The organism is Rhodococcus sp. 5G237, assembly GCF_053764735.1.
This window is the reverse complement of record NZ_JBSNCD010000004.1, coordinates 99,481-112,104: the sequence shown is the minus strand read 5'-3', so window position 1 is coordinate 112,104 and position 12,624 is coordinate 99,481. Positions and strand designations below refer to the sequence as shown.

The following is a 12,624-nucleotide window of genomic DNA, read 5'->3' as shown; positions in this document are numbered from 1 at the left end:
CCCGCACCGAATCGGTGCGGGCGGGCTCGTGTGTTCCGGCGGTTGCGGGTACCCGATCGGAAGGAGACCGGACGCCGTCCGGTCGCGATGCCGGAAGAGGAGGAGAGTCATGGCCACCTGCGACACGTGCGGCAACGACTACGACAAGACCTTCACCCTCACGCGTGGGGATGTCTCGGGCACCTTCGACAGTTTCGAGTGCGCGATCACCGCGATGGCACCGCAGTGCGCCCACTGCCACTGCCGCATCCTCGGGCACGGCGTGGAGTCGGCGGAGGCCGTCTACTGCTGCGCGCACTGCGCACGTCAGGCCGGGCACACGGAACTGACGGATCGCGCCTGAGGAAAGTGTACGAAGCGCGCGAAAGTTGCAGAACAGACTCTGCGACTCGACCTTCGGTGAATTCCGAGAAAGATCTATGCACGCAAGTGAGCAGATTGCTCTATGCTGTGAACAGCGCCGCAGAGACGAAGGTCACAGGGTTGCCCGGCGTTTCGTCCCAACACAGGACGAATCGGACGAGGGGACCCGATTACCATTCGATCTGCCCCTGTCGTCGGGGAGGCAGACAGGGAAGGGCCCCGCCAGCGAATCGAGGGGAGGAGCCGGCGGGGCCTCGCGCTGTATCTCCTGTGTCGGGGAGGACTCTAGGGAGACACGGCCACCTACGCCGTGGCCGCTTTGGAGCTTAGGTGACGTCTGGGCACTCGTCCAGGGTCGATACTGAAACGAGACCTGAGAAATCTTCTCGGACCCGAACCGGAACGTTCATCCTGCTTTGCGACGGATGGGACCGGTTTCGGTATCGCTCTGCGCAGGAAAGACGGGGGTCGGCATCGCTCGGGACCCGTCCGGATGCCGGCGGTACGACGACGGCCGCTGCGAACGCCGACGACGTCGGCGGTTCCGCGTCGCCCAGAGCCCCCAGGCGGCAATGCACACACCCACTCCCGAGAGCAGATCGGCTTCGGTCAACCCGTGGTTCGGGGTCACCGAGTACAGCACGCGCCCCTCGAGAGGGCCGTTCATCAGCACCCAGAGTCCGGAGGCCACGAGCGCGGCCGCGCTCGACAGCAGATGAGGGCGCGAAAGACACCAGGTCGACGAGGCGAACAACGAGCACATCGCGACGAGCGAGTAGAACACGGCATTCTGCACGGTCGACTCCTCTCGCTCCTGCCGGATATCGATCAACTGTACTGGCGGAGGAACCGGGCCCACCGAGTCGCAAGTCGTGACTCTCGCAACATGGGTATCAGCTCAGGCGTTGCAGGGTGACCGTCGTCAGGGCGAGCACCTGATCGTCGGCTCCGGCGTCCACGAGGCGGACGTCGACGACCGCGTGGTCCTTCGTCTCACGGACCACTGTGACGTGCGACCGTGCCGGCCCCACCTTCACCTGCGACAGGTAGTGGGCCTGGATGTCGGTGGCCACGAAACCCGGGAGGACGGTGTGCGCCGCGTGCTCGGCGAGCAGTGCCTGGGCGCCACCCTGGATGGTGCCGATCATATTGGCCACGAACGGAGTGAGGTCGAGCTCGAGTACGCCGGTCTGTGCGTCGAGGGTGCGCATCCCCAGACGGGAGTAGATCGATCCTTCGACGTGTTCGCTGGGATACTCGCGGATGGCGCCCACCCACTCGCCGGGGTTGTAGTGGTCCGAGCCGGCCGCTGCGGCGCGGGGGAGTCGCGCGAAGGTGACGAGGCCGCGTCCTGCCGGGCGCAGCGCGCCGTCGTCGAGGGCGGTGACGAGCTCACCCATGTCGGTGATGCCGCACCCGTCGAAGATCTCCGCGGCGACGTGCACGGTCTTCTTGCCGATGCGCACCAGGTGGGTATCGACGACGACCGGCCCTTCGGTGAGGGGTTCGGAGGTGTGGATGGACAGGTCCTGCGTCGCCGTCCAGTCCGGGCTGCACGCGGCGAGAGCGGGGGTGGACGTGACGATGTCGACCACGGTGGTGAGCATCCCGAGTGCTGCGGCGCCGGCGTCGTTGCGCAGCTTGTCGTGCAGGTCGACGCGCATGACGGCGCGTTCCTTGCTCACCTGGAGCGACGTCAGGCCGAAGTCGGCGGTGAAGGTGTGCTGACTCATGGTCACCGACGGCCCCAGGCTTGCGGAAATGCTATTCTCGCTCATGAGAGTGATATTGCCATTATGCGAGCGCCGACGGAAGAGTTGCCTCGTCCCGAGGTTCACAACGCGCAGGTGAGGCTCACAACCCTGGTGGTCGACCCATGGCGTTGTGAGCCTCACTTTTCGGTTGTGAGCTTATTCGGGCCTCGGGGGCTCCGCGAACGAGTCGCGCTGCTGCACCATCCACACCGGCGCGATGAAGATGCCCTCTGCTTCCACGCAGATCCCCTCCGAGTCGGCGATGTGCCCGACGACGAACGCCTTGCGCCCTTCGACGCGGTCGAGTTTCGCCTCCACGCGCAGAGCGCCGAGAGGGGTGCGCTTGCGGTAGCGGATGGTGAGCGTGCCCGTCATCCCCGGATATCCCGAGATGCGCGCGGCGTCGCCGAGGATCTGGTCGAGCAGCAGCGCGGAGACCCCGCCGTGCACGTGCCCGGCCGGCCCCTCGTAGACGGGACCGAGGTGGACCTCCGTCCACACACGTCCGTCGTCGTCCTCGTGGATGTCGCCGATCGGGGCGATGGCGTTGCGCAGGCCAATTGCGGCGTTTCCCCAGTTACGGAATCGGCCCGAGTCGTTGAACCGGGTGCCGTACGGGCCGTTCTCCCGGTCGCGTTCGAGGATCTCGCGCGCGGCTGCGAGATGTTCCCGTGCCCGCTCGACATCGTCGGCATCCACACGGGTCTGCAGTGCGAGCTGGATCAGCTCGCGCACGTCCTCGGTGAGCGGACCGTAGGTGGCCCTCTGCTGATCGATTTCCTCGTCGGACAGTCCGTCGTCGACGTAGAGCTCGAGGATGGAATCGGTCATCGGGGTTCTCCGGATCGTGAGCGTGGTGAAGGAAAGCAGTCGACCGCGCGCACGGTGAAGGAGTCAAGTTCTGCTGCCGCTGCACGGGATCACCGCAAAATCCGTAAAACGGACCGTTCTGTACGAAAACGTGTGAACCGCCATACGGGCGGGAATCAATGAGAGAACCCCGTCGGCTTAACGAGGGGAGGGGCCGACGGGGTCCGTCCGTGCCGTGTCAAAGGGGAGGAGACGCGGCACGCTTTGTTGCGAGGAGCAACAACGACTCCACGCTACCCACGATTCTTTCATCTGCCAACGTTGCCGACGGGTGATCGACGGGGTGAATTCGCTCTATCTGCACCCGTGGCGAGCGTGGTAATACAAGCGTACCGTTCGCTTCTGCGTGCGCGGGTATGCGCCGGACAGGAGTCGATGGTCGTGGCCGTAACCATCCACAAGGGCCGTGACAACGTCACCAAACGGATGTTGCTGGGAAGGCCGCTGCGCAGCGACACCCTCGGCCACACTCTGTTGCCGAAACGCGTAGCCCTGCCGGTGTTCGCGTCCGACGCCCTGTCGTCCGTCGCCTATGCACCGGAGGAAATCTTCCTCGTGCTGTCGGTGGCGGGCCTGTCCGCCTACGCGTTCTCCGGTTGGATCGGTCTCGCCGTCGCCGTCGTCCTGGTCGTCGTGGTCGCGAGCTATCGGCAGAACGTGCATGCCTACCCGTCCGGGGGTGGCGACTACGAGGTAGCGACGAAGAACCTCGGAGCGATGGCCGGCCTGACGGTGGGCAGCGCGCTCATCGTCGACTACGTGCTGACCGTCGCCGTGTCGATCTCGTCGGCGGCCCAGAACATCGGGTCGGCGATCCCCTTCGTCGAACACCACAAGGTGCTGTTCGCGATCGTCGCGATCACTCTCCTCACCGCAGTCAATCTGCGGGGACTCCGCGAAGCGGGCACAGCTTTCGCCATCCCCACCTACGCATTCATGTTCTGCATCGGGGTGATGCTCGTCTGGGGTTTCGTGCGTCTCGTCGTGTTCGACGCCCCGCTGCGCGCCGAGTCGTCGCACTACGAACTGGCCGCCGAACAATCACACCTGGCCGGACTGGCCTTCGCGTTTCTTCTCGCCCGCGCGTTCTCGTCGGGATGCGCGGCCCTGACGGGAGTGGAGGCCATCAGCAACGGGGTGCCGGCCTTCCGGAAACCGAAATCGCACAACGCCGCCACCACGCTGCTGATGCTGGGTGCCATCGCGATCACGCTGCTGATGGGCATCATCGTCCTCGCCGAGCGGCTGGGCGTCGTCGTCGCCGCCGACCCCGCGACGCAAGTGCTCGGGGCGCCGGAGGGATACCATCAGAAGACGCTGGTCGCGCAGGTCGCCGAGACGGTCTTCACCGGCTTCCCCCTCGGCTTCTACCTCGTCACCGCCGTGACCGCGTTGATCCTCGTCCTCGCCGCCAACACCGCATTCAACGGTTTCCCGGTCCTTGCGTCGATCCTCGCGCAGGACAAACACCTGCCGACGCAACTGCGCACCCGAGGCGACAGGCTGGCGTTCAGTAACGGCATCGTCTTCCTGGCCCTCGCGGCGATCGTGCTCGTCTGGGTGTTCGACGCCGAGGTCACCCATCTCATCCAGCTCTACATCGTCGGGGTGTTCGTCTCCTTCACGTTGAGCCAGACCGGCATGGTGCGTCATTGGACCCGCCTGTTGGTCACCGAAACCGACCCACGTCACCGCCGGAGAATGCAGCGCTCGCGCGTCGTCAACGGTATGGGTCTGGTGATGACGGGGACCGTCCTGGTCATCGTGCTCATCACGAAATTCGTTGCCGGTGCGTGGATCGCGATCCTCGCCATGGTGGCCGTCTTCGTGACGATGCGGGCCGTGAACCACCATTACCGACGCGTGGCCGTCGAACTCGACGCCGGCAACTGGGACGGCCTGCTGCCCAGCCGCACGTATTCGATCGTGCTCGTGGCCAAACTGCATCACCCGACTCGTCGCGCGCTCGCGTACGCCTCGGCCACCCATCCCGACACCCTCGAAGCGATCACCGTCGACGTCGACGAGGAGGACACCCGTGCTCTCGTGCGCGAATGGGAGGCCAGCGACATCACGATTCCGCTGAAGGTCCTGGAATCGCCGTATCGGGAGATCACACGACCGGTGCTCGACTACGTCAGACGGGTGCGGGGCAACTCACCGCGTGATGTGGTCACCGTCTTCATCCCCGAATACGTCGTCGGGCACTGGTGGGAGAACCTGCTCCACAATCAGAGCGCGCTGAGGCTCAAGAGTCGCCTGTTGTTCCAGCCCGGGGTGATGGTGACGAGTGTGCCGTGGCGGTTGCACTCGTCGGATTCGAGTTAGGCGAGCGCGGAGTCCGATTCCCGATCCGGATCGCTCTCGAAGAACGACGTCACGGTGTCGACGGTGAAGCGGTGACGCAGACGGCACGCCGAGTTCTGGTTCGCGAACAGGCCCGGGATGCGGAAGGCATCCTCGCGTGCGACGGTGTGCGTCCACTGCACCGGTACGATCCACTCGCGGTGGTCCTCGTGCGGGTCCGTGCCCTCGCTCTCGTGGATGTACGGCGCCTTCAGGTCGAGGCTGCGGAACGGTACCGGCCGACCGTCGACGACGAGCGTCGCCTCGTCGGCCGGAGCCGCCGGGCCGGTCACGACGCCGATGCCCACGTACCCACTCCTCGGGATGTAGACGAAGACGTGGCCACCGACCGGCAACTCCTGCAAGGAATCCGAATACCAGCGGCCACCGCCGGCGGCGACGAAACCGTAACGGCGGCCGTCGTCCCAATTCCGTGACGGGCTGCGCTCGCCGAAGTTCACGTACCAATCCCGGCCGTTCCATTCGGACTCGGGACGATTCGACCCGGACGATTCCGCCACGCACACTCCTTCGTCGGGAACACCTCGTTCCACGGTAGGCGCGCGGCACCGTCGGTGTGACCAGTACCGGTCGCGGATGGTCAGTGCCAGTTGCCCTGCCTCCCGAGGGTCTCGACGGGAGTCGCACCGGGCCGGATCCACTGCGGCACCGGGCGGCTCGTCTCGTCCCATGTCGCGTTGCCGTCGGCGTCGGCGCGCCAGAACCAGCACGGGTCGTTCCCCTCCGGCCACCCCTCGGGTTTGTCCTCCCACCTCTCGCCGCGCCCGTACGGGGTCATGTCGAGCAGGCCGGCCGAGCTGTTGGCCCGTTCGGTGCCGCGACCCGTCGTGGAGTAGGTGAGGAAGGTCCGGTCTCCGTCCCGGAGATAGGAGGTGAGATAACCCATCGCTCCGCCCACGGGTTCGTCGAGGTCGCGCACCGAATACCAGGGCTGCGTGTAGCCCATGAACTCGACGAACGCTGCCACTTCCTCCCACGGGCCGGTGGTGACGAATGCGAGCGACACGCCGCGAGCATTGAGGTAGACGGCGTCGCGGACGTGCCAGGCCGTGGTGGTGCACCCCTCGCACTGCCCCTGCGGGGGTGCGCCGTCGTACCACATGTGCTTGTAGACGACGAGTTCGTTGCGACCCTGGAAGAGGTCGAGGAAGGGGACCGGGCCGTCGGGCCCGACCACCTCGACCGTTCCGTCGAACTCCACCATCGGGAGTCGTCGGCGAGCCGCGGCGATGGCGTCGCCTTCCTCGGTGTGGGCTTTCTCGCGAACGAGGAGTTCGTCGCGCGCGGCCTGCCAGGTCGCGAGGTCGACCACGGGTGGACGGCCGGAGTGCGGTTCGGTCATGGTGACCTCCGGAAAGCGGGAACCGCGACGCGCGCGGGAGCGGATCGGGCGGATTACACGCGGCTCGGTTGGAGCACGTCGCGGAGCACGGCGGCGAAAGCTTCAGGATCGCCGGGCATACCCTCTGAGGCGCCCATGAAGCCACCGTGATCGCCGGGGAACAGCGTCGGATTCGTGCCGAGCCGCTCGGCGAGCGCTGCCGAGGCGCGGCCGCACAGTTGGCGTACCGACTCGCGACCACCTGCGACGACGATGTGCGTGGACGCGTTCGCCAGAGCATCGAGATCGGGGTGGTAACCCGTGCACGACATCCAGTTCTGGCCCAGCAACACGTCGTCGCGGGTCCCGTCGTCCTCGGTGGGCAGGCCGAAGTCGGACGGGTTCGGAGCGGGCCGGTCGAGATAATCGGAGGTCAGCTCACCTTCATAACTGACCAGGGCGATGAACTTGGCCATGGCCGGCCCGAGGCCGCTGCGCTGATAGGTATCGCGGATGTCGTCGCACACCGCTTCGGCCCCGATGCGATCGGGCAGCAGTTCGACGATCGGCGGTTCGTGCGCGACCAGCGTGCGCACCTGCTCCGGATAGCGCGAGACGAGTTCGAGCGCGTTGACTGCGCCGCCGCTGCTGGCGAAGACGTCGACGGGACCGAGATCGAGTTCGACGAGGATCCGGTGCAGATCGTCGGCGTGCAGGGCGGGGGTGGACTGCATCGACGTGTCGGTGCGTGTGCCGCGGCCTGTGCCGCGCGGGTCGTAGGTGATCACCGTCCGGTCGTCGAGGTAGGAGACGAGGCCGGTGAAGCCGCTCGCGTCCATCGGGGATCCGGCGAGCAGCAGCGGGGTGGTGTCGCCGGGGACGGTGCGGATGTCGTAGACGAGAGTCGCGCCGGGGACGTCGATCGAGTGGGTGACGAATTCGGGCATGTCGGCTCCTTCTGGGTCGGTGACCATACCGACCCGCGCCGCCCGAGAAATTCATCGCACAGAAAATTCATCGCACATACGACCGCGTCCGCACCCATCACGGATGCGGACGCGGCGTGCGCCGGCTCAGTGGGCGATGCCCGGTTTCGCAGGCAGTCCGCCGAGGAGCGCAAGAGATCCAAAGTGCATATGTGTTCCTCCTGTCGTTCGGTTATCCGGACTGCGTCCGCACCGGGACGCTGAGCCAGGAGTACCCACCGCCTCGGCGCGAAACACTGCCGCGGATCGAAAATCCACTTCGTTATGTTTTCGTGCCCTCGGGGAGTTTTCGCGCGGTCGGACCCGGCCGGGTCTGCGATTCGCTCGGCCGTAGCGGACCGTGGCCGTGGGCGCATTGCACGACCGTTTCGACCGGAGCGCCGCAGTCGCGGTGTTCGATGAGCAGCGACGGACCCTCAGGGTCGGCGCAATACTTGTCCCCCCATTGGAGCAGGGCGACGAGGATCGGGTAGAGATCGCGGCCCTTGTCGGTGAGCCGGTACTCGTTGCGCGTGCGGCGGCCTTCCTCGCGGTAGGGGACGGTGTCGAGGATTCCGGCGTCTACGAGGGTGCGCAGCCGGGCCGACAGCACGGGGTCGGAGATGCCGGTGTGCCGACGCATCTGCTCGAAACGTCGCACGCCGTTGAACACTTCGCGGAGAACGATCATCGTCCATTTCTCGCCGATGACGTCCATCGTGCGCTGGACCGAGCAGTTGTCGGTGCTGTAGTCGAGCCACTGCATGCCCACAGGGTAGCTGACTTAATCCTTGACAGTCAGACCTCTGCGGTGGCTAACTGTGGTTATCGAAGTCAGCGTGAACGAGGAGTTGTCATGACCGGAACTACCGAGGCCCGTCCGACCATCGAGGACTACGGGCAGAAGCCGCCGAGCCGCTTCGTCGAGGCGAGTGGCTTCGTCGTCGAGGAAGCCACCGGAACGAAGGTCACCGGATACGTCGACCTGGGCCCCGACCACCACACCCCGTGGGGAGTCGTGCACGGTGGGCTCTACGCGACCATCGTCGAAACTGCCGGCAGCATCGGCGCAAGCGCTGCGGTACTCGAGCGCGGTCAGTTCGCCGTCGGCGTCAACAACTCGACCGACTTCCTGCGCTCGACGACAGGATGCCGCGCGTCGGTCACGGCAGAACCGTTGCAGCAGGGCAGGACTCAGCAGCTGTGGCTGGTGATCATCACCGACACCGCGACCGGCAAGGTCCTTGCTCGCGGTCAGCTGCGACTGCAGAACGTTCCGTTGCCGGAGTAATTGTTTGCGCGCATCGGTGTCGGGAATCCGTATCCATGGCAAGCATGGAACCTTTTCTCCCGATCAAGAACACCGGCTCGAACGAGATCGACGCGGCCGATCCCGGTCAGGGCGCGCCGGCCACAGATCCCGGACCCGTCCCGGGTGAGGACGTCGACCCCGAGATGGCGCAGCGCGAGAAGGACGAACTCGAGAAGCGGATGTCCGAAAAGCGTGACGAGGACACGGTTTTTCGGACTCCTGAGGTGGATCCGTCCGAATAGATCGAACCGCGCCCGCACACAGGGGGAGTGCGGGCGCGGAGTCGATCCGGGCGGATATCAGAGAATGATGCCGAGGCCCGCGAGCAGACCGAGGACCGGGGTCAGAAGGCCGGCGACGGCAGCACCGACGGTGGCGGCGAGAGAACCGAGCAGCATAGGAATACCTCCGTGTTGATGTGGATGGGCACGCCCGCGAACGGACGCGGGAAGTGAAAGATCCGCAAGATCAATTCACTTCCGTCCCATACTTCGCGAAGGTGTCAGAGCCTGTTACCTGCCGTCACTAGTTGTTATCCTTCCGTGATAAATCTGTCCGATTAACCCGGAATGTCCTTTAATTATGGGCGTTTCAGGACTTGGGATTCACGGCGTTCTGGGACTTTCCGCGTTCTATCACCGCAGCCCGTCGCTCGGCGACCCGCGACGGCGAGAACTCCCGCATCCACGCTTCCGAGGTCTGCTGCTCCACTCGCAGAGCAGGTTCGACGACGTGCTCCTCCGCGCGCCGGTACGACGCGAGCAACGCCCGCACACCCGGCTGGTCGTTGCCTGCGATCGTCCGCGCGAGCTCCACCGCGGTGTCGAGCAGTTCGTCGTGCGCGACGACCTGTGTCACCAGGCCCGCGCGCAGCGCCTCTTCGGCTCCGACGAAGTTGCCGGACAGACTCATGCGACGCGCGAAGCCAGGACCCACCGCCGCGGGCAGGCGCTGGGTGAGTCCCCACCCCGGCAGGACACCGACGCGCGCGTGGGTGTCGGCGAAGCGGGCGCGCTCGGACGCGATGAGGAAGTCGCACGCGAGCGCCATTTCGAGACCGCCGGTGATGGCGGCACCGTTCACCGCACCGATGATCGGCTTGGAGATGGGCTTCCATGGATGACCGACGGGGAGGTCGGCGCCGGAGACCAGCGACAGGTTGCCTCCGCTTTCTCCGAGTTCCTGCAGGTCGAGTCCGGCGCAGAAGGCCGGGTCGGTGCCGGTGAGGACCACGACGTTCGTCTCGTCATCCACCTCCGCGGCGGCGATCTCGGTGCGCAGGGCATCGATGAGCGCCGAGCTCAGCGCATTCCGCGCCTCCGGGCGGTTGAAGGTGAGAATGCGGACGGAATCGCGCTGCTCGACGAGCAGGATCTCTTCGGAAGTCATGGGCCGACAGTATCCGTAACTTCGGTGGATCCGACCCCGCTCAGCGGGGCTGGATCCACTGAAGCTGTGCCTGGGTGCGTTCCTCGATCCACGAGCGCATCGAGTCGACGCTCTCCTGCAGCGCCGCGGCGGTGAGTCCGTCGGAGGTCGGCACCGACGCCGCCACCTCGTCGAGGACCTCGAGCGCCAGACCGTTGCCGTAGATCTGCTCGGACAGTTCCTGGTACGCCTGGCGGTAGATCTCCGCGAAGGCGTCGGAGTCGAGGAAACGGGTCTTCAAGGTATTGCCGCCGCCTGGGCTGCGACCTCCACCGTCGCCTCCCGGTATTCCGGGTGGCATGCCCTGAGGCATCCCCTCGGGTGGCGCGCCGCCCGGCATGCCCTGTGGGGGACCACCCGGCCCTGTGCCGCCCATCATGGAGATGGTGTCGTCGGGGCCGGCGGACGTATCGCCCTGCATGGCCATGTTCAGATCCCACGAGACCACCGACAGTTTCTTCGTGTCGAGGTCGTACCAGAGGTAGTAGTTCTGACCGGGTCCGGCCATGTCGTCGAAGTTGACGAGCAGGTTCTGGGTGGCGACGTACCGGGCGAAGGACTCGACGTCGACCCAGTCGGCGAGGTGCGCGTCGAACTCGGCGTCGTCGGCAGAGTCCATCCACTTCAGGAAGCTGATGATCGGTTGCAGCGTCCCGGAATCGGCGGCATTGATCTCCTCGAACTGGTCGGCGTAGTCCGACTGGTCGTCGCCGACGTACTCGAACCGCGACGACGCATCGGCCTTGTAGAGATAGCCGGGGGAGTCGAACAGCGAGTTGGCGTACTGCTCGTCGGGATGCTCGAGCACCAGTCGCGTCGCGGTGGCGCTGTCGTTGACCGAGTACACCGTGTACGCGTACCGCTGGGTGGGCTGATCGGTCTCGGCGGTGAGCGACAACGCCATCGCCTCGTTGAGCACCGGTGAGCCGGGCCGCACCGACAGCTCGGTCATGCCCTGATAGGCGCGACCGTCGACGTACTTGTCGAAACGGATCAGCAAGGGCAGCGAGGTCGGATCCTCCGGGTCCACCTGAGTCATGCCCTCCATCTCGGGTGGGCCTTGTGCCGGATCGAAGCCTTCGGGCAACTCGAAGCCTTCGGGCAGTTCGAATCCTTCCGGGGGTCCGAAGCCGCCCGGGCCTTCACCGTTCTCGCCCTGCAGGCCGCGCAGCGTCGAGTTGCCCTTCAGTCGCACACCGACGTCGTCGATGCGGGTGCCGTCGATGATCACATCGGCGACCACCCACTCCTTGTCGCCGTCCTTCTCGTATGCGGAGATCATGTCGTCGTACTCGGCGTCGCCGATCTCGATCGACAACTCGTGTGTGACGGAGGTGTCGAACAAATCGACTGTGCCGGAGACGTTCTCGGTGATATCCGAGGAAATGATCGTCGGGTCGCCGGTGATGTAGGGCCGCACGCGTGTCGTTCCGAATGCCGTGGCCACGATCGCGACGAACGCGATGAACGCCACCGGCAGTTTCCAGTGCCGACGCAGTGAGGTCGGTATCCGGTGCCGCAAACGGCGCCGCGGGGTCGGTGCCGTCATCACAGGTCGGTCTGGTCGTATCCGGTCAGGACGCTCACCCGCTGGCCGGCGTTGACGGCGCTCAGAGCGGCGATCAGGTCGTTCGAGCTCGTGCCCTTCTTCAACTGAGCCGTGTAGTACAGCTCCACCAGGGCGCCGGCGCGGACGGATTCGGTGGACACCAGCTCGTATTCACTGCAGTGCTTGATGAGAACGTCCTCGACGGTGCTGGTGTAGGCGGGCTCCGGCGGCACCTGCACCTTGACCACCTGACGCTGCACGTCGAGCTTGAACCAGTTGAACTTGTTCATGATCAGCAGTACGAGGCAGATCGCGACGGTCGCCGCGATGGCGAGCACGTAGAAGCGGGTACCGGTGGTCATGCCGATGGCCATCACCAGGAAGATGAACCCGACATCACGGGTTTCCTTGATGGCGTTGCGGAATCGCACCACCGACAACGCGCCGACGAGAGCGAACGCCCGGGCGATGTTCGATCCGACCACCAGCATGATGAGTGCGATGACCATGCCGACCAGCACCAGCGTCTGCACGTAGGACTGGCTGTAGGAGACGTTCTTGTGCGTGTAGCGGTAGACCCACGCGATCACACTCGACAGCACGAACGACAACGCCAGCGACACCACGATGTCGAAGGTCGTGAACGTGCCACTGAGATCCTGGAAATCGAAATTCATATCCGTCCTTGTTTCGGA

General features: G+C 65.5%; 14 protein-coding genes. 4 read left to right on the top strand and 10 right to left on the bottom strand.

Annotated elements, in window-relative coordinates; all coding sequences use genetic code 11:
- The first annotated feature begins 109 nt into the window (after positions 1–109).
- Positions 110–343, top strand: a complete 234-nt coding sequence (locus ACWPOC_RS09950) for a hypothetical protein (protein WP_120280309.1) — start codon at positions 110–112, stop codon at positions 341–343.
- A 426-nt stretch (positions 344–769) separates the two neighbouring features.
- Here the strand turns inward: ACWPOC_RS09950 and ACWPOC_RS09945 are convergent, their stop codons facing one another.
- The 3 genes from ACWPOC_RS09945 to ACWPOC_RS09935 form a co-directional block, all read right to left on the bottom strand.
- Positions 770–1,159 carry a hypothetical protein gene (locus ACWPOC_RS09945; protein WP_455408539.1) on the bottom strand — a complete coding sequence of 130 codons (390 nt, stop codon included), beginning with the start codon at positions 1,157–1,159 and terminating at the stop codon, positions 770–772.
- Between the two features lie 97 nt (positions 1,160–1,256).
- Positions 1,257–2,141, bottom strand: coding sequence for a PaaI family thioesterase (locus ACWPOC_RS09940; protein ID WP_455408538.1), 885 nt, complete (start codon positions 2,139–2,141; stop codon positions 1,257–1,259).
- A gap of 132 nt (positions 2,142–2,273) precedes the next feature.
- Positions 2,274–2,948, bottom strand: coding sequence for a hotdog domain-containing protein (locus ACWPOC_RS09935; RefSeq protein ID WP_455408537.1), 675 nt, complete (start codon positions 2,946–2,948; stop codon positions 2,274–2,276).
- A gap of 414 nt (positions 2,949–3,362) precedes the next feature.
- Here ACWPOC_RS09935 and ACWPOC_RS09930 point away from each other — a divergent pair, with 414 nt between their 5' ends.
- A complete protein-coding gene (locus ACWPOC_RS09930; RefSeq protein WP_455408536.1) occupies positions 3,363–5,315 on the top strand; it encodes an APC family permease in 1,953 nt (650 codons plus the stop codon).
- On the opposite strand, the gene ACWPOC_RS09925 is transcribed toward ACWPOC_RS09930, so the two are convergent.
- The 4 genes from ACWPOC_RS09925 to ACWPOC_RS09910 all read right to left on the bottom strand — a co-directional run bounded on the left by ACWPOC_RS09925 (position 5,312) and on the right by ACWPOC_RS09910 (position 8,406).
- Complete coding sequence (locus ACWPOC_RS09925; RefSeq protein ID WP_455408535.1) at positions 5,312–5,854, bottom strand: hypothetical protein; 543 nt, start codon at positions 5,852–5,854, stop codon at positions 5,312–5,314. The two genes, ACWPOC_RS09930 and ACWPOC_RS09925, sit on opposite strands and share 4 nt — an antisense overlap.
- Positions 5,855–5,934: 80 nt before the next feature.
- Positions 5,935–6,696 (bottom strand): DUF899 family protein, encoded by a 762-nt coding sequence (locus ACWPOC_RS09920; protein WP_455408534.1) that lies wholly within the window; start codon positions 6,694–6,696, stop codon positions 5,935–5,937.
- Between the two features lie 53 nt (positions 6,697–6,749).
- On the bottom strand, positions 6,750–7,622 hold the full coding sequence (locus ACWPOC_RS09915) for an alpha/beta fold hydrolase (RefSeq protein WP_455408533.1): 873 nt from the start codon (positions 7,620–7,622) through the stop codon (positions 6,750–6,752).
- A 301-nt stretch (positions 7,623–7,923) separates the two neighbouring features.
- Entirely contained in the window at positions 7,924–8,406 is a 483-nt protein-coding gene (locus ACWPOC_RS09910; RefSeq protein ID WP_455408532.1) for a winged helix-turn-helix transcriptional regulator, read from the bottom strand.
- A gap of 90 nt (positions 8,407–8,496) precedes the next feature.
- Between ACWPOC_RS09910 and ACWPOC_RS09905 the strand changes: the two genes are divergently transcribed.
- The gene (locus ACWPOC_RS09905) at positions 8,497–8,931 is read left to right on the top strand and encodes a PaaI family thioesterase (protein ID WP_192378558.1); all 435 of its coding nucleotides are present in this window, start codon (positions 8,497–8,499) and stop codon (positions 8,929–8,931) included.
- A 44-nt stretch (positions 8,932–8,975) separates the two neighbouring features.
- Positions 8,976–9,194, top strand: coding sequence for a hypothetical protein (locus tag ACWPOC_RS09900; protein ID WP_120280301.1), 219 nt, complete (start codon positions 8,976–8,978; stop codon positions 9,192–9,194).
- Positions 9,195–9,543: 349 nt separating this feature from the next.
- Here the strand turns inward: ACWPOC_RS09900 and ACWPOC_RS09895 are convergent, their stop codons facing one another.
- From ACWPOC_RS09895 to ACWPOC_RS09885, 3 genes are read right to left on the bottom strand one after another with little or no spacing between them, the layout of a single operon-like run.
- The gene (locus ACWPOC_RS09895) at positions 9,544–10,341 is read right to left on the bottom strand and encodes an enoyl-CoA hydratase (protein ID WP_455408531.1); all 798 of its coding nucleotides are present in this window, start codon (positions 10,339–10,341) and stop codon (positions 9,544–9,546) included.
- A 40-nt stretch (positions 10,342–10,381) separates the two neighbouring features.
- Positions 10,382–11,929, bottom strand: a complete 1,548-nt coding sequence (locus ACWPOC_RS09890; RefSeq protein WP_455408530.1) for a CotH kinase family protein — start codon at positions 11,927–11,929, stop codon at positions 10,382–10,384.
- A complete protein-coding gene (locus tag ACWPOC_RS09885) occupies positions 11,929–12,606 on the bottom strand; it encodes a DUF4956 domain-containing protein (RefSeq protein WP_088897938.1) in 678 nt (225 codons plus the stop codon). Before ACWPOC_RS09885 ends, ACWPOC_RS09890 begins: the two co-directional genes overlap by 1 nt.
- Positions 12,607–12,624: the final 18 nt, after the last annotated feature.